Annotated in this window: 20 protein-coding genes; 14 read left to right on the top strand and 6 right to left on the bottom strand. The window is 64.9% G+C overall.

Translation table 11 applies throughout. The annotated features are described in order from the left end of the window. Nucleotides 1-209 precede the first annotated feature (209 nt). The gene (locus tag EV382_RS18105; protein ID WP_130403462.1) at nt 210-2,750 is read left to right on the top strand and encodes a DEAD/DEAH box helicase; all 2,541 of its coding nucleotides are present in this window, start codon (nt 210-212) and stop codon (nt 2,748-2,750) included. Here the strand turns inward: EV382_RS18105 and EV382_RS18100 are convergent. After that, the gene (locus tag EV382_RS18100) at nt 2,731-2,958 is read right to left on the bottom strand and encodes a type II toxin-antitoxin system VapB family antitoxin (RefSeq protein WP_130403460.1); all 228 of its coding nucleotides are present in this window, start codon (nt 2,956-2,958) and stop codon (nt 2,731-2,733) included. The genes EV382_RS18105 and EV382_RS18100 overlap by 20 nt on opposite strands. Nucleotides 2,959-3,161: 203 nt before the next feature. Here EV382_RS18100 and EV382_RS18095 point away from each other — a divergent pair, with 203 nt between their 5' ends. The 10 genes from EV382_RS18095 to EV382_RS18050 all read left to right on the top strand — a co-directional run bounded on the left by EV382_RS18095 (nt 3,162) and on the right by EV382_RS18050 (nt 15,725). After that, nucleotides 3,162-4,481 (top strand): AAA family ATPase, encoded by a 1,320-nt coding sequence (locus EV382_RS18095; protein WP_130403458.1) that lies wholly within the window; start codon nt 3,162-3,164, stop codon nt 4,479-4,481. Then, entirely contained in the window at nt 4,471-5,352 is an 882-nt protein-coding gene (locus EV382_RS18090) for a hypothetical protein (protein WP_130403456.1), read from the top strand. The genes EV382_RS18095 and EV382_RS18090 overlap by 11 nt, the downstream gene beginning before the upstream one ends. A gap of 12 nt (nt 5,353-5,364) precedes the next feature. Further along, complete coding sequence (locus EV382_RS18085) at nt 5,365-7,062, top strand: DUF262 domain-containing protein (RefSeq protein ID WP_130403454.1); 1,698 nt, start codon at nt 5,365-5,367, stop codon at nt 7,060-7,062. A 34-nt stretch (nt 7,063-7,096) separates the two neighbouring features. Continuing rightward, nucleotides 7,097-10,633, top strand: a complete 3,537-nt coding sequence (pglX, locus tag EV382_RS18080) for a BREX-2 system adenine-specific DNA-methyltransferase PglX (protein ID WP_130403452.1) — start codon at nt 7,097-7,099, stop codon at nt 10,631-10,633. Between the two features lie 105 nt (nt 10,634-10,738). Continuing rightward, nucleotides 10,739-10,939, top strand: coding sequence for a hypothetical protein (locus EV382_RS18075; protein WP_130403450.1), 201 nt, complete (start codon nt 10,739-10,741; stop codon nt 10,937-10,939). A gap of 1 nt (nt 10,940) precedes the next feature. Then, complete coding sequence (locus EV382_RS18070) at nt 10,941-11,480, top strand: DUF6879 family protein (RefSeq protein ID WP_130403448.1); 540 nt, start codon at nt 10,941-10,943, stop codon at nt 11,478-11,480. Then, nucleotides 11,423-12,052, top strand: a complete 630-nt coding sequence (locus EV382_RS18065) for a GNAT family N-acetyltransferase (protein ID WP_165435822.1) — start codon at nt 11,423-11,425, stop codon at nt 12,050-12,052. Before EV382_RS18070 ends, EV382_RS18065 begins: the two co-directional genes overlap by 58 nt. After that, the gene (locus EV382_RS18060; RefSeq protein WP_130403444.1) at nt 12,045-14,216 is read left to right on the top strand and encodes an ATP-binding protein; all 2,172 of its coding nucleotides are present in this window, start codon (nt 12,045-12,047) and stop codon (nt 14,214-14,216) included. Before EV382_RS18065 ends, EV382_RS18060 begins: the two co-directional genes overlap by 8 nt. Further along, nucleotides 14,209-14,616 (top strand): hypothetical protein, encoded by a 408-nt coding sequence (locus EV382_RS18055; RefSeq protein WP_130403442.1) that lies wholly within the window; start codon nt 14,209-14,211, stop codon nt 14,614-14,616. Before EV382_RS18060 ends, EV382_RS18055 begins: the two co-directional genes overlap by 8 nt. A 410-nt stretch (nt 14,617-15,026) precedes the next feature. Continuing rightward, the gene (locus EV382_RS18050) at nt 15,027-15,725 is read left to right on the top strand and encodes a hypothetical protein (protein WP_165435821.1); all 699 of its coding nucleotides are present in this window, start codon (nt 15,027-15,029) and stop codon (nt 15,723-15,725) included. A gap of 328 nt (nt 15,726-16,053) precedes the next feature. On the opposite strand, the gene EV382_RS18045 is transcribed toward EV382_RS18050, so the two are convergent. From EV382_RS18045 to EV382_RS32820, 3 genes are all read right to left on the bottom strand, one after another. After that, a complete protein-coding gene (locus tag EV382_RS18045) occupies nt 16,054-17,001 on the bottom strand; it encodes a phospholipase D-like domain-containing protein (protein WP_130403438.1) in 948 nt (315 codons plus the stop codon). A 43-nt stretch (nt 17,002-17,044) separates the two neighbouring features. Then, nucleotides 17,045-17,512 carry a hypothetical protein gene (locus EV382_RS18040; protein WP_130403436.1) on the bottom strand — a complete coding sequence of 156 codons (468 nt, stop codon included), beginning with the start codon at nt 17,510-17,512 and terminating at the stop codon, nt 17,045-17,047. A gap of 456 nt (nt 17,513-17,968) precedes the next feature. Further along, the gene (locus tag EV382_RS32820) at nt 17,969-18,115 is read right to left on the bottom strand and encodes a hypothetical protein (RefSeq protein ID WP_165435820.1); all 147 of its coding nucleotides are present in this window, start codon (nt 18,113-18,115) and stop codon (nt 17,969-17,971) included. Nucleotides 18,116-18,256: 141 nt separating this feature from the next. Between EV382_RS32820 and EV382_RS18035 the strand changes: the two genes are divergently transcribed. Continuing rightward, nucleotides 18,257-20,371, top strand: coding sequence for an ATP-binding protein (locus tag EV382_RS18035; protein WP_130403434.1), 2,115 nt, complete (start codon nt 18,257-18,259; stop codon nt 20,369-20,371). Nucleotides 20,372-20,430: 59 nt separating this feature from the next. Here the strand turns inward: EV382_RS18035 and EV382_RS18030 are convergent, their stop codons facing one another. Both EV382_RS18030 and EV382_RS18025 read right to left on the bottom strand, forming a co-directional pair. Beyond that, entirely contained in the window at nt 20,431-20,637 is a 207-nt protein-coding gene (locus tag EV382_RS18030) for a DUF397 domain-containing protein (protein ID WP_130403432.1), read from the bottom strand. A gap of 13 nt (nt 20,638-20,650) precedes the next feature. After that, nucleotides 20,651-21,487 (bottom strand): helix-turn-helix domain-containing protein, encoded by an 837-nt coding sequence (locus EV382_RS18025; protein WP_130403430.1) that lies wholly within the window; start codon nt 21,485-21,487, stop codon nt 20,651-20,653. 276 nt (nt 21,488-21,763) lie between these two features. On the opposite strand from EV382_RS18025, the gene EV382_RS18020 reads away from it, so the two are divergent. After that, entirely contained in the window at nt 21,764-22,078 is a 315-nt protein-coding gene (locus tag EV382_RS18020) for a DivIVA domain-containing protein (RefSeq protein WP_130403428.1), read from the top strand. After that, on the top strand, nt 22,075-22,329 hold the full coding sequence (locus EV382_RS18015; protein ID WP_130403426.1) for a hypothetical protein: 255 nt from the start codon (nt 22,075-22,077) through the stop codon (nt 22,327-22,329). The genes EV382_RS18020 and EV382_RS18015 overlap by 4 nt, the downstream gene beginning before the upstream one ends. The last annotated feature ends 120 nt before the right edge of the window (nt 22,330-22,449 follow it).

Genomic DNA, 22,449 nt, shown 5'->3' with positions numbered 1-22,449 from the left:
CTGGTCGACGCTGAGCTACGCCTACTTCGGCCGGTCGGGGCAGACCGAGCGGCATCGTCGACTGCTCGTCGAGATCGCCCGGCTGGGGAGTACGGACACCGACCCCTACCACTACTACGACGGCCACCGGCGGACGTTCGCGCTGCACGAGTTCTCCAGCCGGAGAATCTGGGACCTGCTGGCCGAGGCGGACGAGGCCGGGTTGCCTGGTGCAGGCTGGCAAACGTGCCGGGCCGGTCGTGCTGGGCCGTCCGGCCCGACTCTCGGTGCAGGTCGGTCGGGCCGATCGGGAGCTGGTGCTGGCCCCGACATTGTCAGCTGGCGGCGCGCCGATCCCCGTTTCGCGCGTACTCCTCGTCGGCGAGCCAGCGCACGGCCTCGCCGGGCTGGCGGAGCTGAGCGGGCCGGACGCCCGAGCCGGCGCACCGGCGCTCTGGCTGGCGCCGCTGGTCGGGACGTTGCAGCCGGGAATGCTAAGGGCGCTTGCCGGGCCGGCGATCCGGATTCCGGCTGCCGAGGAACAGCAGTTCTTCGACCGTTTCTACCCGGAACTGCTCCGCCAGGTGGAAGTGTTCGCCGCCGATCCGGCCGTTCAGCTTCCGACGGTAGGGCCGGCCACGCTGAGCGCGACGGTGAGCCCCGAGCCCGACCACCGTCTGAGGGTGGGCTGGGAGTGGCATCGGGTCGTCGGTGGCCAGCGACACCCCGAGCCGCTGCGACAAGGGATGGCCGCCGAAGCGGACGAGCGCCGTGCGGAGCTGTTGCAGCAGGTCGCCGACCTGGTCGCCAAGCCGGCGCCCGAGCTGCTGGAGCCGTCGTCGAGCGGGCCCCGGCTGGCAGCCTCGGCGAGCCTTGCTGGCGACGCCCTGATCCGGTTCGTCAGTGACGTCCTGCCGCGACTGGCCGAGCTGGACGGTGTCGAGCTGGTCACTCCATCGGGCGGGGCGCTCGACGACTATCAGGAGACGTACGCCGCGCCCACCATCACCTTCCCCGACGGCGCTGAGCCCGGCGAGAACGACTGGTTCGACCTGTCGGTGCGGGTCACCGTCGGCGAAGAACAGGTCGACTTCGCCGCGCTCTTCGCGGCATTGGCGCAGGAGCAGCAGTACCTGATCCTGCCCAGCGGTACCTACTTCGCACTCGAACGACCGGAATTCCAGCAGTTGCGGGACCTGATCGCCGAGTCGCGCGCACTCGCGGATGCTCCCCCCGGGGTGCTGCGGGTCGGTCGGTTCCAGGCCGGGATCTGGGACGAACTGGCCGACCTGGGTGAGGTCACCGGCCAGGCCGCGGCCTGGCAGCGGTCGGTACGCGCGGTCAGCGAGTTGGAACCCCGCGCCGAGCAGCAGATCCCATCCGGGGTACGGGCGCAGCTGCGCCCGTACCAGCAGGAGGGTTTCCGTTGGTTGGCCATTCTGCACGACCACGGCCTCGGCGGCGTTCTCGCCGACGACATGGGGCTCGGTAAGACCCTGCAGACGCTGGCGTTGATCTGCCACGCGCGCGCCGAGTCGCCGTTCCTGGTGGTCGCACCGGCCAGTGTCGTCGCCAACTGGGCGAGTGAGGCGGCCCGCTTCACGCCGGAGCTGGACGTCCGGGCGGTCACCCAGACCGTGGCGCGGCGCGGCGCCCCGCTGGCCGAGACGGTTGCCGGCGCGGACATCGTGGTCACCTCGTACACGCTGTTCCGGCTGGAGTACGACGACTATCGCGCTCTCGACTGGGCAGGGCTGATCCTCGACGAGGCGCAGTTCGTCAAGAACCCGCAGTCTCAGGCGTACCGCTGCGCGAAGCTGCTGTCGGCCCCGTTCAAGTTGGCGATCACCGGTACGCCGATGGAGAACCACCTCGGCGAGCTCTGGTCGCTCTGCTCGATCACCGCACCCGGGTTGCTGCCCCGCGCCGACCGGTTCACCGACTACTACCGGAACCCGATCGAGAAGGAGCGGGACGCGGAGCGGCTCGCCCAACTGCGCCGCCGGATCCGGCCGCTGATGCTGCGCCGACGCAAGGCCGACGTGGCGGCCGACCTACCGGCCAAGCAGGAACAGGTCATCGAGGTCGAGCTGGACCGCCGGCACCGCCGGGTTTATCAGGCGTACCTGCAGCGGGAGCGGCAGAAGGTCCTCGGGCTCCTCGGGAATTTGGAGAAGAACCGGTTCGAGATCTTCCGGTCGTTGACGCTGCTCCGGCAGGCGAGCCTGGACGTTGCGCTTGTCGATCCGAAGCACCAGAACGTGCCGGCGACAAAGCTGGACGTGCTCACCGAACGGATCAGCAACCTGGTCGCCGAGGGGCACCGGAGTCTGGTGTTCAGCCAGTTCACCCGCTTCCTCGGCGCGGCCCGGCAACGACTGGAGGCGGCCGGGATCACCTGCAGCTGCCTGGACGGGACCACCCGGGACCGGGCTGCCGTCATCGACGGGTTCAAGACCGGCGGCAACCAGGTCTTCCTGATCAGCCTCAAAGCCGGCGGTTTCGGCCTCAACCTCACCGAGGCCGACTACTGCCTGCTGCTCGACCCGTGGTGGAACCCGGCCGCGGAGAACCAGGCGGTCGACCGGACGCACCGCATCGGCCAGACCCGCAACGTCATGGTGTATCGGATGGTCGCCAAGGACACCATCGAGGAGAAGGTGATGGCGTTGCAGGCGCGTAAGGCGGAGCTGTTCAGCAGCGTCCTGGACGGCAGCGAGTTCGCCTCCGCACAGTTCACCGCCGCCGACATCAAAAGCCTGCTGGAGTAGGCGGCGACGGCTTCTCGGGGGTCTCGAAGGGACCTGTCAGATCGGGTAGCCCTCCGCTCTTGAGCCAGTCGGCGAACTGCCGCCGCTTCTCCCGGTCGGCGACAGCCTTGAGAGCGGCGTCGACGGTGGCCCGCGTCGTCGCGGTGCCAAGGATCTTGCCGGCCTCGGCCAATAGCTCGTCATCCACATCAAGGACAGTCCGGCTCATGGCTACTCCTCAGGTGGGCGATCATCGCCGATGGCATCGACCGGTCCGGCCTGCCCTTGATAGCAGACGCTGCTGGAACGCCCTACCTTTGCCCCGTAAGCCAACGTCTGGAGTTGATCGTTGAGGGTGATAAAGCGCGACCGGTCCACAGCAGACGGCCGGAGGGCACCTGCGTCGTTACTGGCTGTGGTAAGAATCTAGGAATGCCGCTGCGCAAGATCGTGTTGGAGAACTACCGCTGTTTTCGGGACCGGCAGGAGATCGAGTTGGCCCCGGTCACGGTGGTCCTCGGTAAGAACAACTCTGGCAAGAGTGTGCTGACCCGCGCGCCGCTAGTCATCGCCACGGGGTTCAATACCAGCGGCACGGCACCGCTCGACCTCGACAGGCTCGGGCCGGACACCGTCGACGACTTCCGAGAGCTCTACCATGATCATCTGACGGGACGCCCGATAAAGCTCGGGCTGGTTGTCGAGGGCAGATCGAGGTTTGCTCTTGAGGCCGAGATCCAGTACTTGGACAGCATCAACAGCGCGGTCGTGTCGAGCCTGGACATCATGTCGCCGCAGATCACGGCGATGCTCGTCTCATCACGGTTGGTCGCGTCCGGTCAGCGCGATACACCCGACATCGACGGGATCGCCGTCACGCCGCTACCCCAGATTCGTCAGGGCGAGCAACTGGAGTACGAAATCAAGCAGGTTGGACAAGAACGGATTGTCCTGCCGGTCGCCTTCAAGGGTCTCGTGCCGGACCTGAGCGCCGTGCCGGGGCTGACGGACCTGTTCGACTTCGACCTGAGCCCCGGCCCGATCCGATATCTCAGCCCCTATCGGGAACGGGTCGCTCGGCAGCACCGGCTGCCGCTGGGGGCACCGAAGCTGCTGGGCGTGCAGGGCGAAGGAATGCAGGGGATCCTCGCGGATGATGCCCGGCGAGCAGGTGGGGCCTTGGTCGCACGGGTCAACGAACTATTGGAGGCGATCGTGCCAGACTGGCGGATCGCCGAGATTCCGGACGGCACCCTGTGGTCGACCGTATTGGTCCGGCGGGACAGCGAGGTCAGGGTCAACCTGGCCGACGCGGGTACCGGGCTGGCCCAGGTGCTGCCGATCCTGGTGCAGTGTGCCCTCGACGAGATGCGCGGCGCTACGGACCGCGCGCCCTTGCAGATCATCGAGGAGCCGGAGATGCACCTGCATCCGGCGGCGCACGCCGAGTTGGCGGACCTCTACCTCAACACCGCCATGGCGACGAGCACCCAGTTCCTCATCGAGACGCACAGCGAGACGTTGCTGCTGCGACTACGCCGCAGGATCGCCGAGCCCAACGACATCTCGGCTGACATGGTCCGGGTGTATGTCGTCGAGCAGCAGGACGGCGCCTCGGTGGTTCGTCGGGTGGACATCGACGAACTAGGCAACCTCGACGACACCTGGCCCGACGGCTACTTCTCGCAGGACTACCACGAGGTCCGAGCCCTCGCTGCCGCACAGATGGAGCGACTCGACGATGCTTCTTGACATCGACACTGAGGTCTTCGATGGCGACGACCATCTTCCGGTGATCGAGATCCTCAAGCTGGTCGCACGGGGACGTCACGATTGGTCGCCGACCGGCCCCGAGGCGGTACGCGCCGCATCCTTCGTGGCGACGCTCTACGCGGCCAAGATCAAAGGGCCGGACCTGAAGCTTTGGGCCACGAAGGCGGTGGAGGCGGCAGCGGACCGTGGCGTACCAGCCGCCGCCCGGCCGCGCAGCCGACGAGGGTTCGCGGTGACGACGGGAAATGTCGGGGCGGTCGCCGATGACCTGGGCAAGCCAGCGGTGCTGGTGGTCGAGAACAGAATCGGCGACGGCGGCTTCGTCCAGGCAATGGCTGCTGCCCTCGACGACCAGCGGGTGGTCCAGGCGCTTCGGAAGCGGTGGTTGAAGTTCTGCCACAGCGGCGGCACCGGTCAGATGCCGGCTCTGGCAGCCGACGAGTGTCGGGACTTCTCGCTGATCATTCGGGTCGCGATGCTGCTCGACAGCGACCGTGACGATGCCGCCAAACCTAGCCCGAACGACGCCAAGGTTCGGCAGGCGCAGCGCGACGGCGTGCCGCACGTGCACATGCTCACCTGGCGGATGGTCGAGAACTATGTGCCCTTCCAGGTGTGGGACCGGCACTTCCCGCACCGCACGGACAAGGTCAAGGAACTCCGGGGGATGGTCCCGCAGCAGCGCGGATACAAGCATCTGAAAGTTCACTTCGTGGGCAGAGATGGGAAGATGCCTTCGCCACTGATGCCGGAGGGCCTGATGTTGTCCGAAGCCGACTTTCATGAGCTGGGACCCGACGTGGTAGCCGAGCTGCGGCAGGTGCTGGCAATGATCCACGAGATCCTGTAGGACACTAGGCTCATGCTGAGTGAGCGCGGCGAGAGCCGACTCGAACCGGCCGTACTCCATTTGGACGCGGTGTTGGATGACGTTGCCGCTGGCGTGCTGCGGGTGCCGGCGTTTCAACGGCCATTCGTGTGGCGGCCTGAGCAGATGCTCGACCTGTTCGACAGTATCGAGCGCGGCTACCCGATCGGGAGTCTGCTGCTGTGGGAAACCACCAGGCAGGTCGAGTCACTCGACCAGGTTGGGGACGTCGCTGTCGATGATCCACCCGTAGGGGAGTTGGTGTCCTATGTGCTGGATGGACACCAACGGATTTCCACACTCTTCGGTGTCCTGCGTCGCCTCGGTCGCCCGCCTCGCCCTGACGATCAGCGCGAATGGAAGTGGCGGATCTACCGTGACCTGTCGCCCAAAAGCGACACTGAACGCTACCGCCACCACCGTGCAGCTGGCAGTCCGCCCGCTCCCGCTCCGGACAACTTCCTCCCCGTTCGCTCAGTGGCCAGCACCCTCGACTTCCTGAACTTCTCTCGAAACCTGGAGTATCGGGTGGGGCGGGACAGGGCGGACCGGCTGGTGCGCGAGGCGGATCGGGTCGTTCAGCGAATCAAGGGTTACAAGCTCAGCCTGATCAAGATCAAGGGCGGTGACCTGGAGCAGGCGGTAGAGGTCTACACCAGGCTCAACCGCAAGGGCGTACGGATGGACGCCGATCAGGTGATCTCAGCGCTCACTCACCGGCCGGGTCAGCGCACACTGGCCAACCGCGTCGACGACATCGTCGAATCGATCGCCACTACTGGCTTCGGTGAGCTGCCCCGTCTGGCAGTTTTCCGCGTCGTCCTGGCGGTCGCCGACGAGCCGGACGTGATGACGCCGCGGTGGGAGGCGATGGCCCGGCGACTTCAGAACCGCCTGGTTGATGCCGTTCCCGCCGCAGAGCAGGCGGTGCACCGCACGGTCGCTTTCCTGATTTCTGCGGGGCTGCCGTTGGCTCGGTTCCTACCGTACGCACACCAACTCGTGGTGCTGGCCAAGTTTTTCCACCACTGCCCGAAGCCGAACGATGACCAGTGGTTTGAGCTTCGGCGCTGGTTCTGGGTCACCTCCTGGGCTGGCTCCTTCGCGGGTGCAAACTCGACGGTTCTCCGTTCGGCTCTTGATGAGATGCAACAGTTCGCCGAGCGGCGGGTCAGGCTGAGCCTCGACACCGGGGCGGTCCAGCCGATGCCCGACTCCTTCAACCTCAACAGTGCTCGTACGCTGGCCTATGTCGCGTGGGAGACGAACGAGCTGCCCAAGCGCTTGGATGGAATGGGTCAGGAGTTCGACGTGGTCCGGTTGCTCGCCTCAGGTGCGACCCAGGCATATCGTTCGGTAGTCGCCGGTGATTCCCGGCCCGCCAACAAGCTGGTCTTCCCTACTGTCGCGGGGCTCGGGGTGGAGAATTCATTGACCGGTCTGCCGGTTGGCGGAGGTGGGTTGTTCGATCACGATCCCACCAGCCCGTACTCATCTGCTGGTGCCCGGCGGATTCTGGAAAGCCACGCCATTCCCTTGTCCGCCTGGTTTCGACTCAAAGAGGGCGGCGGCGGCCTCTTCGTTGCCGACCGTACCCGCGAACTTGAGGTCCGGCTGCGTGCTTTCGCTGAGGAAATCGGGTTTGGACTGGGTGATGATCTCGAAGGCGTGGCCGACGACGACTCGGAGTAGTGGCTGTGGGGGCGTCCGGCCTTAGAATCTGGCGGTGATCGAGCTGAAGGCGTTGCAGACGCAGGTCAAGACCCTGGTGGAGGATCTGCGTCGGCAGGTCGCGGAGGCGCCGGGCCTGCGGGCTGAGCTGCGCCAGGAGTACGCGGCGGCGCAGGCCGCCCAGCGGGTCGGCGGCAGCTTCGAGACCTGGCTCGACGACGTGCTCGACCAGGCGGCGGTGGCCTGGGTGCTCGGCTGCGTGTTCGTCCGATTCTGCGAGGACAACGCGCTGGTCGAGAAGCTCTGGATCGGCGGCGCCGACCCGGCCGCGCCGGCCGAACGGGCCGTGCAGCACCGGCAGGCGTACCTGATCGCCAATCCCCGCCACAACGACCGGCACTGGCTGCGGGAGGCGTTCGGCTATCTGGCGGAGCTGAAGGCCACCGGCAAGATCTTCGACAGAAAGCACAACCCGCTGTGGCGGTTCGACATCTCCGGCCCCGCCGCTGAGGAGCTGAGCGACTTCTTCCGGCGCGGCGCCGGCCAGGAGTCGCTGCGCCGCGACGACCTGAACACCCGCTTCCTGGGCGACCTCTACCAGGACATGTCGACGCACGCGAAGAAGACGTACGCGCTGTTGCAGACGCCGGAGTTCGTGGAGGAGTTCATCCTCGACCGCACGTTCGAGCCTGCGGTCAAGGAGTTCGGCCTCGCCGCGACCAGCGTCATCGACCCGACCTGCGGCTCCGGCCACTTCCTGCTCGGTGCGTTCCACCGGTTGGTGGGTAAGTGGCGGGACCGGGAGCCGGCCACCGACGTGAAGGTGCTCGCCGAGCGGGCGCTCGGCCAGGTCACCGGCGTCGACATCAACGGCTTCGCGGTGGCGATCGCACGGTTCCGGCTGCTGATCGCGGCGATGAAGGTCTGCGGCCTGAACAAGCTGGAACGCACGCCGGAGTGGCCGATCCGGGTCGCGACAGGCGACTCACTGCTGCCATGGGGCCCGTTGTACTCCCGAGCTCAGGGTGACCTGCTCAAGGTCTTGGAGAGTCAGGCGCAGGAGAACGACGAGACTGAGGCCCCAAAGAAGAACATTTTCGCGTACGAGAGCGAAGACGCCGACCTCCTCAAGGACTACCTCGCCGAGAATCAGTACACGGTGGTGGTCGGTAACCCGCCCTACATCACCGTCGCCGACAGCGCCCGCAATAGCCTCTACCGCGAGATCTATAAGACTGTTTGCCACCGGCAGTACGCGTTGACCGTGCCCTTCGCAAAGCGGTTCTTCGATCTGGCTAATTGGTCAGACGAGCACGGCGAGGCTGCTGGCTACGTTGGCCAAATTACCGGTAACGCCTTCATGAAGCGCGAGTTTGGTAAGCACCTGATCGAGAAGTACTTTGCCCACGAGGTCGAGTTGACTGAGGTGATCGATACCTCCGGCGCCTACATTCCCGGCCACGGCACGCCGACGGTGATCCTTGTTGGCCGCGCAAACAAGCGCCGCCGTTCTCCCACCCTGCGCACGGTCCTCGGCGTGCGGGGCGAGCCTTCGACTCCGGAAAACCCCGCCGAAGGTTTGGTTTGGGCGTCAATTATCAAGCAATTCGACTATCCGGATTCTGAATCCGAGTGGATCAACGTCGTTGATCTTCCACGTTCGAGGTTCGCTGGCTACCCCTGGAGCCTTTCCGGGGGTGGCGCGGTGAGTCTGATGCAGTCATTGAAGTTGGAGCGGCGACTTGCTGACCTGGTCGACTCGATCGGCCGGACTACTGTGCTTGGTGAAGATGATGCCTGGATTCTTCCCGATCTTGCAACTGTTAGAAGGCTTGGGGAGCGCGACTTTGTCGACGTTTTCGCTACGGGTGAGCATGTTCGTGACTTTCGGATAGAGGAACCGCTTTTCGCGCGTTCGCCGTACGTTGATGAGAAACATTCGAAGGTTGCGCCTCCCGATCACCCTTTGGTTTCTCGTTTGTGGCCGATGCGCACTACCCTGAAGGCCCGGGTTATCTTTGGCATGACGATGGCGGACAAGGGTCGGCACTGGTATGAGCATCTAGAAAATTATGCTCAGAGACTTCGGGAGCCTTTGTCGATCGTCTTTGTTTTCGTGGCTACCCATAACCATTTCGTCCTTGATCGAGGTGGGAAGATCTTTAACCGTCACGCGCCGGTGATTAAGTTGCCGGAGGGGGCGACGGAGGACGATCACCTGCGGCTGCTCGGGGTGCTGAACAGCTCGACCGCCTGCTTCTGGCTGAAGCAGGTGAGCCAGAGCAAGGCAGGGAGCGGGATCGGGCGGGGCATTCAGCCCGAGGCTTGGATGGATCGGTGGGAGTTCACTGGTACCAAGCTGGAGGAGTTTCCGCTGCCTTCGGCGTACCCGTTGGGGCGGGCTCGGGAGATTGATCAGCTGGCGCAGCGGCTCGCTAGCTTGACCCCGGCGGCGGTTGCCGCCTCGGGCGTGCCTAGCCGGCAGCGGCTCGCGGAGGCTGCGGCGGAGTACCACTCGGTGCGGGCGCGGATGATCGCGTTGCAGGAGGAGTTGGACTGGGAGGTCTACCGGCTCTACGGGCTGATCGATGAGGACCTGACCTGCGCCGACCCACCGGAGTTGGCGTTGGGGGAGCGGGCCTTCGAGATTGTGCTGCACACCAGCGGGGCGCAGACCGAGTGGTTCAACCGGCACGGGTCGAAGCCGATCGACCGGCCGCAGCCGCACTGGCCGGCGGAGTACCGGTCCCTCGTGGAGCGGCGGATCGCCACCATCGAAGCGAACCGGCACATTGGGCTGATCGAGCGGCCGGAGTGCAAGCGGCGCTGGTCCACCGACGGGTGGGAGAAGATGCAGTCGGCCGCGCTGTGGGAGTGGCTGCTCGATCGGTTGGAGTCCGCGGAGCTGTGGGCGGGGCAGCCGAAGCCCTTGTCGGTGGCGCAGCTCGCCGACCGGGTCGGTGGCGATCAGGATTTCCGGGCGGTGCTGGACCTGTGGGTTGGGCACGACAGCTACGACCTGACCCGCACGCTGGGGCAGTTGCTCGCCGACGAGCACGTGCCGTACTTGCCTGCGCAGCGTTACAAGCCAGCCGGGCTGCGCAAGCGTGCGCAGTGGGAGCGGACCTGGGCGTTGCAGCGCAAGGAGGACGCGGGGGAGAAGGTCACCATCGAGGTGCCGCCGAAGTACACGTCGGCGGACTTCGCCCGGCCGTCGTACTGGAAGGCGCGCGGCAAGCTCGATGTGCCGAAGGAGCGGTTCATCTCGTACCCGCAGGCGGGGCGGGATAGCGACGGCAGTGAGCTGCTCGGTTGGGCCGGGTGGGACCACTTGAGGCAGGCGCAGGCGCTCGCCACCGTCTACCTTGACCGGAAGACGCAGGAGGCGTGGCCGGCGCACCGGCTGCTACCGCTGCTTGCCGGGCTGGTGGAGATCGAGCCGTGGCTACACCAGTGGCACTCGGGTGAGGAGCCTGGCTTCCCCGGGTCGCCCGCCGAGTTCTTCACCGACTTCATCAACGCCGAGCTGGCCCAGCTCAGCTCCGACCGTTCGGCGTTGGCGTTGCTGCGCGGGGTGCCCGAGCTGCCGTGAACTCTGGCGGGCGGCTCGCCGGAAGTCGTTCAGAGGTGGGAATCTATTGATTCGGTGTATGCGCCTAACTACTATCCGTAGTTGCCGACCTCTGGAGGGGGAACGATGAAGCTTCGCTTTCTGACGACGTCGAGCAACTCTGGCTCCTGCCCCACCCTCTACGAGACTGACGAGGGCGACATCGTGGTGCAGGGCTACCAGTTGACCGATCCTGAGGCGCTCGCGCAGTTGCGCGACGTGCTGCCCAACGAGACGTTCGTCGTGGTGCCGCGCGAGCTGATGACCTGGTTCGAACAGAAGGGCTGAGATGGGGTTGCTCGTCACTGATCCAGACGCTTTCCAGCGCCTGTTCGAAGACTTCCAACACGTGGCCTTCAAGCTGGAGGTTCGCCGGTCATACGGCCTCGCGTCCGAGGACGAGCCATTCCAGACGTTCCTCGCCGGGGGAGATCCGGGCATCGAGTGGCTTCGGTCGTGGCTGGACCTGATGGAAGCGGAGACCTCGAAGGGCAAGCGGGTGGAGCGGGTGCGGGTCGTTGACGAGCCCCCGAGCGACTATTTGCGTTTCGAGATATCGGTGACGCCGCACAATCTGGCGGTGGGTGAGGATATTCGATACCTTGCCCGCACACGCGCGGCAGAGCTGGCGCTGCCGGAGTACGACTTCTGGCTGTTCGACTCGCAGGTCGTTGCCTTCCTGCACTTCACCGACGATGACCGGTTCGTGGGCTTCAGCACCACCGAAGATCCCGCTGAGGTGTTGATGCACTGCCAGTGGCGGGACCGGGCTTGGACGAGAGCCACCCACTTCACGGAGCTTCCCGCGACCGTGACGGCTGCGAGCTGATCGGCGGTTCCGTGTTCTCTGGATGGTCGGGCAGCCTGGTGAGGCTCCGCGCCATCGAGCCCGAGGACGACGGCTACTACCGAGAGTTCGCTGCGGACGTCGTCGGGGCGCGTGCCGTCTATATGGCCGAACCACCGCGTTCGCGGGGACAACTGCGCAAAGATGTCGAACGCCTCAGCCTGTCCGAAGTGAGTGACGACTGCTTCGCTCTCGCCATCGAGCGAATCGACGACACCGGAATGATCGGTGCCATCTCGACTCATCGCACGAACGCGCGCACCGGCACCTTCAGCTACGGCCTCGCGATCAGCGCGGCACACCGCAGGCGGGGGCACGGCACAGCGGCAGCCCGAATCCTGCTGGCGTACATGTTCACCGAGCGCCGCTACCACAAGTGCCTCGTCGAGATCCACGCCGACAACGCCGCCTCCCTGCGGCTGCACCACAGTCTGGGATTCACCCAGGAAGGACTACTCAGGGAGCAGGAGTACCTGGCGGGTCGCCACCACGATGTCGTGCTCATGGGGCTGATCGGCCGTGAATTCCTGTCGGACATACAGCCCCATGACTGACGACAGGGGCCCGGTCGAGAACGACTTCTCCGGCCACAGCGGGGCGGTGGTCCAGGCTGGCCTCATCCAGGGAAGCGTCAACTTGCGCACGGTTAAGGAGGTGCCGCTGCCGTCGCCACGGCAGCTGCCGCCCGCGACGAAGGGCTTCATCGACCGTGAGGTGCACATCCGGCAGCTCGACTCCCTGCTCGACGAGGTCGAACTGACCACCGATGAAGCGCAGCTGCCAGTCGTGACCATCTCGACGATCTCCGGCAGTGCCGGGGTCGGCAAGACCGCGCTGGCCGTGCACTGGGCCCATCGGGTTCGGGAACGTTTCCCCGACGGCGACATCTACATCAATCTGCGCGGATACGATGCTGTGCCGCCGCTGACTCCGCACGAGGCCCTGGACGGGTTTCTCCGCGCCATGGACGTACCCGCCGAGAAGATTCCGCGGGACCTGCACGGTCGCGCCGCGCTCTACCGATCGTTGACCACCGGCCGGAAGATGCTGATCCTCCTCGACAACGCCGCCACCGCCGAGCAGGTGCGACCGCTCCTGCCGGCCTCACCCAGCTGCATGGTGATCATCACGAGCCGCAGTCGGCTCTCCGGCCTGGCTGTCCGCGATGGCGCCATCCGTGCCGTACTGGACGTGTTGTCGAGCCAGGACGCGACGCGGCTGCTGAGCGTGACGATCGGATCGGAACGGGTGGATCGCGAACGAGTACCAGTAGCTAAGCTGGTCGAACTCTGCTCCTACCTGCCGCTCGCCCTGCGGATCGTCGCCGACCGAGCCTGCCTCGACGACGAAATGCCGCTCACGGAGTTGGTCGAGGAACTTGCGGCTGAGGAGAGCCGGCTTGATGCGCTGACCGTCGAGGACGACGAGCTGTCGGCCGTACGGACTGTCTTCTCTTGGTCGTACAAGGCGCTGAACGCGGAGACGGCGCGGGTCTTCCGGCTGATCGGCATTCACCCCGGGGCGGACATCGCCCTGGACGCCGCGGCCAGCCTCACCGGACTCGCACCACAGTCCGCGCGCCGCCACCTGGAATCACTGGTCGGGCTACACATGTTGGCCCGCACCGGGCCCAACCGATACCGCCTGCACGACCTATTGAAGCTCTACGCCGCGGAGCGGGCGAACCTCGACGAAAACTTCGACGCCGTGCACACAGCGCGGGAGAGACTGCTGGACTGGTATCTGCACCACACCTATGCGGCCTACCAGGCGATCCTCCCGCAGGGTCGCTCCCTGCCTGAGGTTGACGACCCTCCGAGGCAGTCGCTCGACGAAGCCCTGCGGTGGTGCGAGAAGGAGCGGCTCAACCTTCTCGACCTCATCCGGACCGCGTCCGGGTGGGGTCAGCACCAGTTCGGGTGGCAGCTTGCGCTCGCTGGGATGGCCTTCTTCGAACTGCGCTCCTACTGGAGGGCCTGGGTGGACAGCCACCTCATCGGGCTCCAATGCGCCCGCTACCTGGGCGACCGCCTGGCCGAAGGCTGGCTGCTGCTCAGCCTTGGTGACGCCTGGTGGGATCGGGGGGACCTCGACGAGGCCTTGCGCAGCTACACCGATTCCCTGCGGGCGGCGCGGGACGTCGATGACCTGTGGACTGCCGGCTTCGCCGTGCGTGGCTGCGGACTGGTCTACGAGGACCGTGAAGAATTCCAGGCAGCCACTCGACACGCGCAGGAGGCACTCGACACCTTCGGCCGGATGGGAGAAAGACGAGGCGCGGGCTTGGCGCTCATGAGCCTCGGCAACGCGCACCGCGGCGCCGGGCGGTTCGCTGAGGCGCTGGCCTCATACCGCGAAGCGATGCAGGTCTTTCAACGTCTGAACAACCGATGGAGTCAGGGGCTGGTTGAGTTTCATCGCGGTCAGACGCTGCTCCGCACAGGTGACCATGAGGAGGCGCTATCCGCGCTGACCTCGGCAGCGGCACTCTTTCGAGAGCTGGGCGACCGTCGGCACGCGGCCCTGGCCCGGTCGTACGAGGGTGAAGCGCACCTCAAGCTGCACGACCGACGTGCCGCCCGGGAAGCCCTCGCCGATGCCCTTCTGACGCTGCTGGAACTCGACGATCCGGTAGCGGTGGACGTGCAGCGACGACTGAAAGATGTCGGCTGGGAAGAGCCTGATGCCGGAGCGAACCGGGGAGAGCTAGATGGATGATCCGATTCTCGCGGCCATCGCGGTGGCCCTGTCGACCCGGGCCGCAGAGGGCATGGCCGACGCAGGAAAAACGGCGTTTGCCTCGTTGGTGCGCCTTGTTCGCCGCAAGGCCGGGGACCACTCTGGCCTACGGACCTCGATTGAGGCCGAGCCGACGTCATCGACATCCGATGACCGAGCTGTTGCTTTACGGCGAGCGCTGGTCGACGCGGCCGCGCAGGATCCGTTCTTTGATCAAGAGCTACGCCGGCGCTGGGAGATCTTCCACCAGACAACCCTGAGGGCCGACACGGTGACCAACACGGTCTCGGGCCGCATCACCGGGCCAGTGGTGCAGGCGCGCGACATCTTCGGCGGAGTGAATCTGGCGCCACCTCCGCAACAGCGCCACGAGCCGTAATTTCGGCAAGACGGCACTGCCTGAGTCGGGTTGTGCATATGCCTCATCCGGTATGCGCGCCATGGAGTACCAGTGGGGTCGTTGCAGCCGAGTTGACGGGGCCCGCCGCCCGGCGTGTCAAGTGTCCGTCCGCAAAGGCTAGTGACCTTTCCCGATTGTCGGCGGCATGGCGGGGTCACAAACTCAAGAACCGTGAGCCAAGATCTTCAGGCGTGCCGATCAACGCGTAACTCTCTCGCCCGTTTTCTGCATAAGGTAGCACGGCGAGACTGCCAGGAGACCCTCAACTTGATCAACAAGTTCGCCGGACGCCTCGGGGTCATTCTTCACGCGTCCTCGACACCTTGGTTCAATTTCGAACACCCGAACGGTCCATGTTGATGATCATGCTTCCCGGAATACTGAGTTGCGTGGAAGAAACGGACTTGGGAACGTTGGTTGTGGATGTTCTTTCTGGAGCTATGGGGAACTATGTGGGAGGCGAGTTGGTGCAGCTGCGGCGTGTCCTTCAAGAGCGTTTCCGGGGCACCCAGGCGTACCAGGCTTTCGTCGACTATCCCAATGACCCCAAGGCGCACGAGCTTTTGACGCTGGCGATCAACCAGGAGGCCGGGCGGGATTCGGCCTTCGACATCAAGATCTCGGATCTTGTTCACCACATTACTATGGGTCCGGTCAAAACGAACACACAGCACGCTGACCGCGGGGGCATGATCATCGGTGGTGATGTGGGCGCCGGAAGTGTGATTGCTGGCCCAAAGAGCAACGTTAAGATCCAGATCGGGGATAGAAACTACTCGTTCTCTCTTGGTGGCCTCGCTCAGGCGGCATTGGCTGTCATTCTAGTGATCTACCTTGCGGGCTATTTCACGCCGGTGGTAGTTGGGCAGATGACGGACGGTACCTCGGCACTCACCGCGGAATCCCTATGCAGCGACTTCATGGCCGAGCCGCCGGAAGTCCGAGACGAAGCAGTCCGGCGACTCGGCAAAGAGTTGGGGCGAGTGCAGCGCTCCTTTGATCTTCTGAACGTCGAGTCCACGTGCGGAAACGTTCCTGCCCGGACTCTCGGCGAGGCGATCAGAGGGGTTATGCCTGCTGGACGCTGACGTGCGATGCCCTGCTATTGACCGGATCACCTCGTCTGGGCACGCGCCGTTCGGGAAGCGGCAGCCCACCGCGAGGCAGAAGACCGGGCTGAGCAGTGGCGACGCGACGCCACACTGCGGTGCCCGGCGCTCTGGCTGCCCCGGCGGTGGCAACCGCCAGGTGCGATGAAGAACCGTGATGGCCCCCGAGACGTCGACCAGCACATACGTCCCAACAAGGTTGTCGTGAACGTGTTGATGTCCGTGATCATCCAAGAGCCCTTGCCGGCGACCATCACGGCTGCGCGGTGGCTGTCGACATCGACGAAAGTCTGCGCGCCCGTGAAGCTCACCCGGTGACCCCCGGCATTGGCCAGAGTTTGCGGAGAGCCTTCGCCTCGGGGGACTGCGCCTCGAAGGGCTCGCGCCAGTCGATCTCACCGCCAACTGCCTGGACAGCCTCACTCACCTTCTCGAACGGGCAGGTGCCAAGACCACCGGTGTTGTGCGGCCATACCAGGAAGGCCACCGGCCGGCGTCGCTCCTCGATCACCACCCGTGCGACCCGGGCCGGTGGCCAGGCTCGGGAATTCTTCCGTGGTTCCTGCCTGATCGGGCCGACGTCGACCAGAACGACCTCGTCACCCTGACGGACCATGCGCTCGTCGCCTCGGTACATGCGCCACGGCAGGACGGCGCCGTGGCCGTGGCGCTGCTCCAGCCGCTCTGCCACCGCCGCAGCCTTTCCTGAGATTGTCGTCGGCTCGTTGACTGCCATGCCCACCCACAGGCGGGAAAGCCGCCGGCTGGCGCGCGGCGGGGATGCGATAACAGGAGGGCGATAGACCTGCTGTGCGTGCGTCAGCCACGCTGCGTCAACCCGATCGCTGTCGGCCTGCCACACGTCCAACTGCTCGACGACCTGCGCGCACAGCCCGTCGTCGTCCGTTACGACGGCGGCCTCCCGCAGTCGATCGCGAGAGTGAGCGGAAGCGTTCGCCGAACCGATCACGACGCGCGTCCGTCTGCCCTCCAGATGCATCACCTTGGCATGCAGACCGCACAGGGAGCGCACTTCGACACCGGCGGTGACCCAGGCCCCGATGACGGCGGGGTCCACGAGACCGGCTCCGAGCGCGGCGTCGGAACCGTCGATGATGATCAGATCAGCCGACACGAGATTGAGCAGGTCAGCGGCGGCCGATCCGACGTAGGCGATGGCAGCGCGTTTGCGGGTCGCCTGCCGCAGATAGTTTTCCAAGCCGTCCCAGGTGTCGTCCGCGATCAGCCGGATCATGGTCGCATCCTTGCACTTCGCTGCAACCGCGGTCGATGCCCTCTCAAAAAGTTGTTGATTCCCGAGACCGGCGCTTCCTCGTCACCTTGGCGGGTTGACGGATGATGTCCTCGTCCTCCGGCTCCCGCGGTACCAGGTGGAAGCCGTCCTCCGTGTCCGGGTCGTAGTGCACCACGGCGTGCCGCTCCTTCAACTCGCGCAGGAGGGCGTCGACTCGGTAGCTGTCGTTCTGGTCCAGTGTCTTGCCGGCGCGACGTCGCGCCTCTGCGCGGAGCAGGACCAGCAGGTATTTGTGTTTGTGCCGAGGCTCGACCCCCCACGGGATCAGCTCCTCGTCGCGGACCTGCCGGGGACCCATGCCGTGCGTGCGCCGGAAATAGCTCCAGCCAGAGGGGCTGATACGGATGTTGTACTTCCGCTCGTGCTCGGCCGTCATCCACGTATAGGTGCGGCCCTCCGTGATCCACCGCATCGCTTCATCCGCGTTCTGGATCTTGGGCTTCGGTGCCATCCAACCCCCTGTCATCGCGCCCCCGGACACGCGACTCCCCGATCGCGCCGGCGCTGGAACATACCTCGTCGCCGAGACGAGGCAAGTGGGGACTCCACGCCTTCGCGGACGACCCGGAGCGCATGCGCGTGAACCCCTTATTGATGAGCGTCACGAGGTGTCAAGAGGCGCCAAGAGCGCCAGGCGATCCAGATACCGGGGCGCAGCTCCGAGAGTTCGAGGGCTGCCCCGATAACAGTCCGTGGCAGAGGGTCCACGCCCTAAAGCCTTGGACGAAGGTGGCCCAGGCCGCCGGGGCGAAGGGCAGCACGGGCCGGCCGCCTAGATCCTTTAACCAAGACCTGCGGGCCGTTCTTTGAGGACAGTCAAAGGACGTGAACCGCCAAGGCATGCGTCCTACCCTGTTTCCGCCCGCGCTTGCCCTTGCACCACTCGATCTTCTGCTTATGAGCCAATTCATCCGTTGAAGCGGGTGTCGTCGAGCCCTTCGACCTGACGCCCCCCGAGCGCGGCCCCGACGCGCGCGTGCACCTGATCGACCGCATCGGCCGCATGAAGGTAGATCAACAGCCGGAATACCGATAGTGGATCAAGCGACGCCATCCTCACAGCAAAGCCTAGAGTGCATTCTTTGGCTAGACCGGATGGTGACAAAGCGGCGAAAAGCTTGTATTTCGCAGTCACCGTCGCGGCAACGCAAGTCAGGGTGTTCTCCAATCCTGCCCGCTGTCGTATCATTCGCTCATGCCTGCGAGCTTCGATGGATTCCGGCAGACCTTCTTCGGCAAGTTCCCAGAAGCTGTCCAACTCGAAAGGGCGCTACGGACGGCAAGAAATAGCAACCCCATGTTCTTCTTTCATGAGTCGCGTGATCCGGACCTGAAGAAGTCGTGGATTGTGCTCGGTCGACTCGGGCCGGAAATGGAGGACATTCTCTCCATAAACGGAGAGGTTCTGTTCCTCTTCAGTCCTCACGAGGAGTTTCAGCGTCGATCGTTCAACAAAATGGTTGACGCTGCCAGACAGGAGATCGCAGACGTTCAGCGCCGCCTCTTCGGCATCGTCCGATTCACCCCTGATTCCCACATATCGCTCATTTACTCCAAGGATCCTTCACTGCCAAAGAATTTGAAGGCCTGGAATGCGGATGGCGCCACTTCTCTGGTTGCCAGGGTGCCGATGTTGGACGGTACGCTTGACGGGATAACGACCGATCTTCGGAAGTCGATAGCGACGGTATTGGCATCGCGAGACCTATACGGTGGCAAGAATCCGGTAACCGGGCGGGACTTCTTTGGTCGTCTCGATACTATCCAGTCTGTCTCTGCCGAATTGCGTAACGGGCGTTCAATAGGGCTCTTCGGGCTGCGCCGCTCGGGCAAAACCTCCTTGTTGAGGGAGTTGCAACGACGGGAGGAGCCTTCAGGGCTCGCCCTTGTTCTCAGCGACTTGGAGTCGACGGACGGTGTGGACGATATTCCGCATCAGATCTCTCAAGATTTATTGACGGTCCTACGCCGCATGCGTGAGGCGCGGTCTAACATCTGGCTGGGCCCTGAAGGTGAGCATGAGGCTAGGACCTTTGGCGAGTTGTCGGCACGGTTGATCCATGTAGCGGAGCGCAACGCGTCGCTTAATTTCGTTATTGCCGTCGATGAAGTCGAGAATCTGCGCAGGCTTTCGCAAGTCTCGCCGGAGAGAGTGCGCCTTTTCCTTGGGTCGCTCCGAAGAGCTGCTCAGGCCACGAGGAACCTTTCGCTTTTCTTCACTGGTCTAACGACTGCGTTCTTTGATCAAAGTATGATTGTTGACGAGGTTGATAATCCGCTGTTCGGGTTTGTTGATTCTCACTTCCTCCCACCGTTCTCCATGGCTGAGTCCACGGGCCTTGTCCGTGACCTGGGCACGTCGATGATGCTGGAATGGGACGAAGTTTCCCTATCTGCTGTGCATTCTCTAACTGGAGGCTTTCCCTTCTTCGTGCGTGACCTGGCTTCGGCGGTTAGGAGAGCGGCCCTCGACGAGTTGCTTGACGATTCGCAGATCTCATCGCCGATAGGAATCAGGAAAGGTCATGTCGATGCAGCGTTCGGGCAATGGAAGGATCAGGCGGGGAGAAACTGGCGGGAGATCATTCGGACCCTGGAGTCGTATCATCCGTATATGGCTGAGATGTTGCGGGCCGGGACGGAGGAAGAAATCAATGAGTGGCGAAGCATTGGAGTTGACGGGGAGATCTCTGCGCTGGCGCTCCAGCGCCTTGGTTTGTTGATCCCCGCCGAGCCTAAAGGATTGAAGCGTTCGGCGAGTCTTGTGGCCTTGGACGGCCTCGCAGGAAGGCCTACGATCTTCGCTGGCGATATCCAGAAGCGGCGGGATTTCCGCAGCTTGCTGTCGCAGACCGAAAGCCTGCACTTGGAGTTCAAGTCCACTGCGCGCTGGAACCTTCGAAGTGCCAAGAAAGACGAAGCTATGGAGCATGCAGTCGTCAAGACTGTTGCGGCATTCTTGAACACCGACGGGGGCACCCTAGTGATTGGCGCTAATGACGATGGGCGGCCTCGAGGGTTGGTGGAAGACTTGAGCACGTGCCGCAACAGCTTTGATCAGTATGAGCGGTGGCTCATGGGGAGTCTGCTGGGCAAAAAGATCGGGACTGACATCGTTTCGCAGTATGTTGAATACGCCAAGCACACGCTGGACGGGCATGACCTGGTTGTGTTGACGGTCCGAAGGTTCCCCGGGGTCGCCTGGGTTGTATCTGGAGAGGATGAGAACCTCTACGTCCGTAATGGGAACGAGACACAGCAACTGCGCGGACGGCAGGTTGCGGAGTTCGCTCGCAGTCGGTCTGCCTGACAGAAGTGGGTGAGCGTTGGAAGGTCGGCGGCGTTAAGTGGCCGCTACCCCTGCCTGCCTCAGTCGCTGAGCGTCGTATTCGTGACGGCCCGGAGGAAGAGAGACCATGACTCCGGGTTGAAGGTGAGAACAGCACCGGCTGGATCCTTGCTGTCTCGCAGCCCGACCTCGCCCGCCAGATTGTCGGCGACCTCGACGCAGTTGCCGGAGCCGTTGCTGCGGGTGCTCTTGCGCCAGGTCACCGCTGCCTGGTTGACCTCTTCCACCCGCGCCGTCCTCTCATGGCTCGTCGATCGCCCCCCGGATCAGGTCGCGTGACTCCCGGGCGCTGGCCGCCGTAGCGACCAGATGCTCGAAGACCCGGCTGTACTCCCTGACCTGTTGGCCTTCAAGGTAGAGGCTACCCGCGCGGGTTTCGACGTAGACGACCCCCGGATCAGCCGGCTCGGGAAAGGTCAGCACGCTGAAGGCGCTGCCCATCGACCCGTACTCGCCTGCCCCGAAGGTCAGGATCTGGATGGTGCGGCCAGGTCGATCCGCCTCCTCGACCAGCCGTCGCAACTGCGCCTGGAACGCCTCGGCACCGCCGACCGGCCGCCGCAGGGCTGCCTCGTCCAGCACCACCCAGAGCTTCGGGGGAGTGTCCGTGTTCTGCCGGCGCATTCGCAGCTCGACTCGCCGATCCACCTCGTCGCCGGAGGCGTCCGGATGCTCGGCACGGATGACCGCGCGGGCATAGTCGGCTGTCTGGAGCAGGCCGGGGATCAGTTGCGGCTCGAAGGCGCGGATCTCCGCCGCCTCCGCTTCCAGTCCGACGTAGACCTCGAACCAGTCCGGCAGCACGTCGTCGTACGCCTGCCACCAGCCGCGCTTGCGGGCGTCGCGGGCCACCTGAACAAGTGCGTCGACCTCGTCACCCTCGACGCCGTACAGCTCCAGGAGGCCGCGGGCGACCGGTGGCATGACGGAGACCTGGGCGTTCTCGATCCGGCTGATCGCCGACTTCGAGATGCCCACCTCCTTGGCGGCCTGGTCGGCGGTCATGCCGGTCTGCTCGCGGAGGCGACGAAGCGCGGCAGCCAGGCGTCGACGTCGGACGGTCGGACTTCCAGTCATAGTCGTCAGTTTGGCGTAATCGGACTTGCTTCGCAACGACACACTCCCGAATCGGGAGTTGCATAAACTGCCGGCAGACCTGCACGATGAGTGAGGCCGTGGGTCGCGTGAGTGACGAAAGACGCTCACCTTCCTGGCTGCTCGACAGGCCCTGCTGTCGTACTGCTGATTGAAGGCTGCGGTGGCAGGTGCCGGGGTGGGTTCGCCGGTGCGGGGTGGGCCGGTGGGCCTACCCCATCCACAGGTCAATCTCGACGGTGAGAGGCAGGTCCTGTCATGCGCGTCTTCTTCCGGCGTGCCCGGAATCGCCAACGGTCGGTCAGCGGGCCGACCTGCTACCGCTCGGCGGCCTACCATCCGCTGCGGCCCTGGCAGGTGCGCGAGCGGGGCTTCCGGCCTACCCCGCTCGGTCGTCGCGGGCTCGACCCGCAGGAGGTGCGCGACTTCCTCGACCGGGTCGCCAGTGACCTGGCCGTCGTCTACGAAGCGCTGGCGCAGAGCCGCCGGGAGACCGACCGGGTCAAGGACGCGCTGCGCCGCTGGCAGTCCCAGCAGGCCCGTGCCCGCAACGAGCGGGGGTCCGACCGGTGACCGAGCGCTGGGTCATCCACCTGCCGGTGGTCGTGAACGACCTGGTCTCCGCCCAGCGTCTGGCCCGGGTGGTGGCGCATTGGACGTACGTCCTGCCGCAAACCGAGCCGGGCGGCACGACCGTGTCGACCGAAGACGACCAGAACGTACGCCACTGGGTCTTTTGCGACCGGCTCATGCCGGGCGGCCGTCGGTGTCTGCTCCGGCCTGACCACGAGGGTGAGTGTTCCCGGCGGTTCCGGCGGCGGTGAGCGCGGCCGAACGCATCTCCTGATCGCCGGGCCGGCGGGCTGGGACCTGCTGCGGTGACGCCTTAGGATCGGCGGGTTGCCGGTGACGCCGGCGTCACGGGGAGCTGGTGGGGGCGAGGA

The sequence above is a fragment of the Micromonospora violae genome (assembly GCF_004217135.1).
Lineage (GTDB): Bacteria > Actinomycetota > Actinomycetes > Mycobacteriales > Micromonosporaceae > Micromonospora > Micromonospora violae.
The sequence above is the reverse complement of the archived record's forward strand: the minus strand, read 5'-3'. Positions and strand labels throughout refer to the sequence as shown.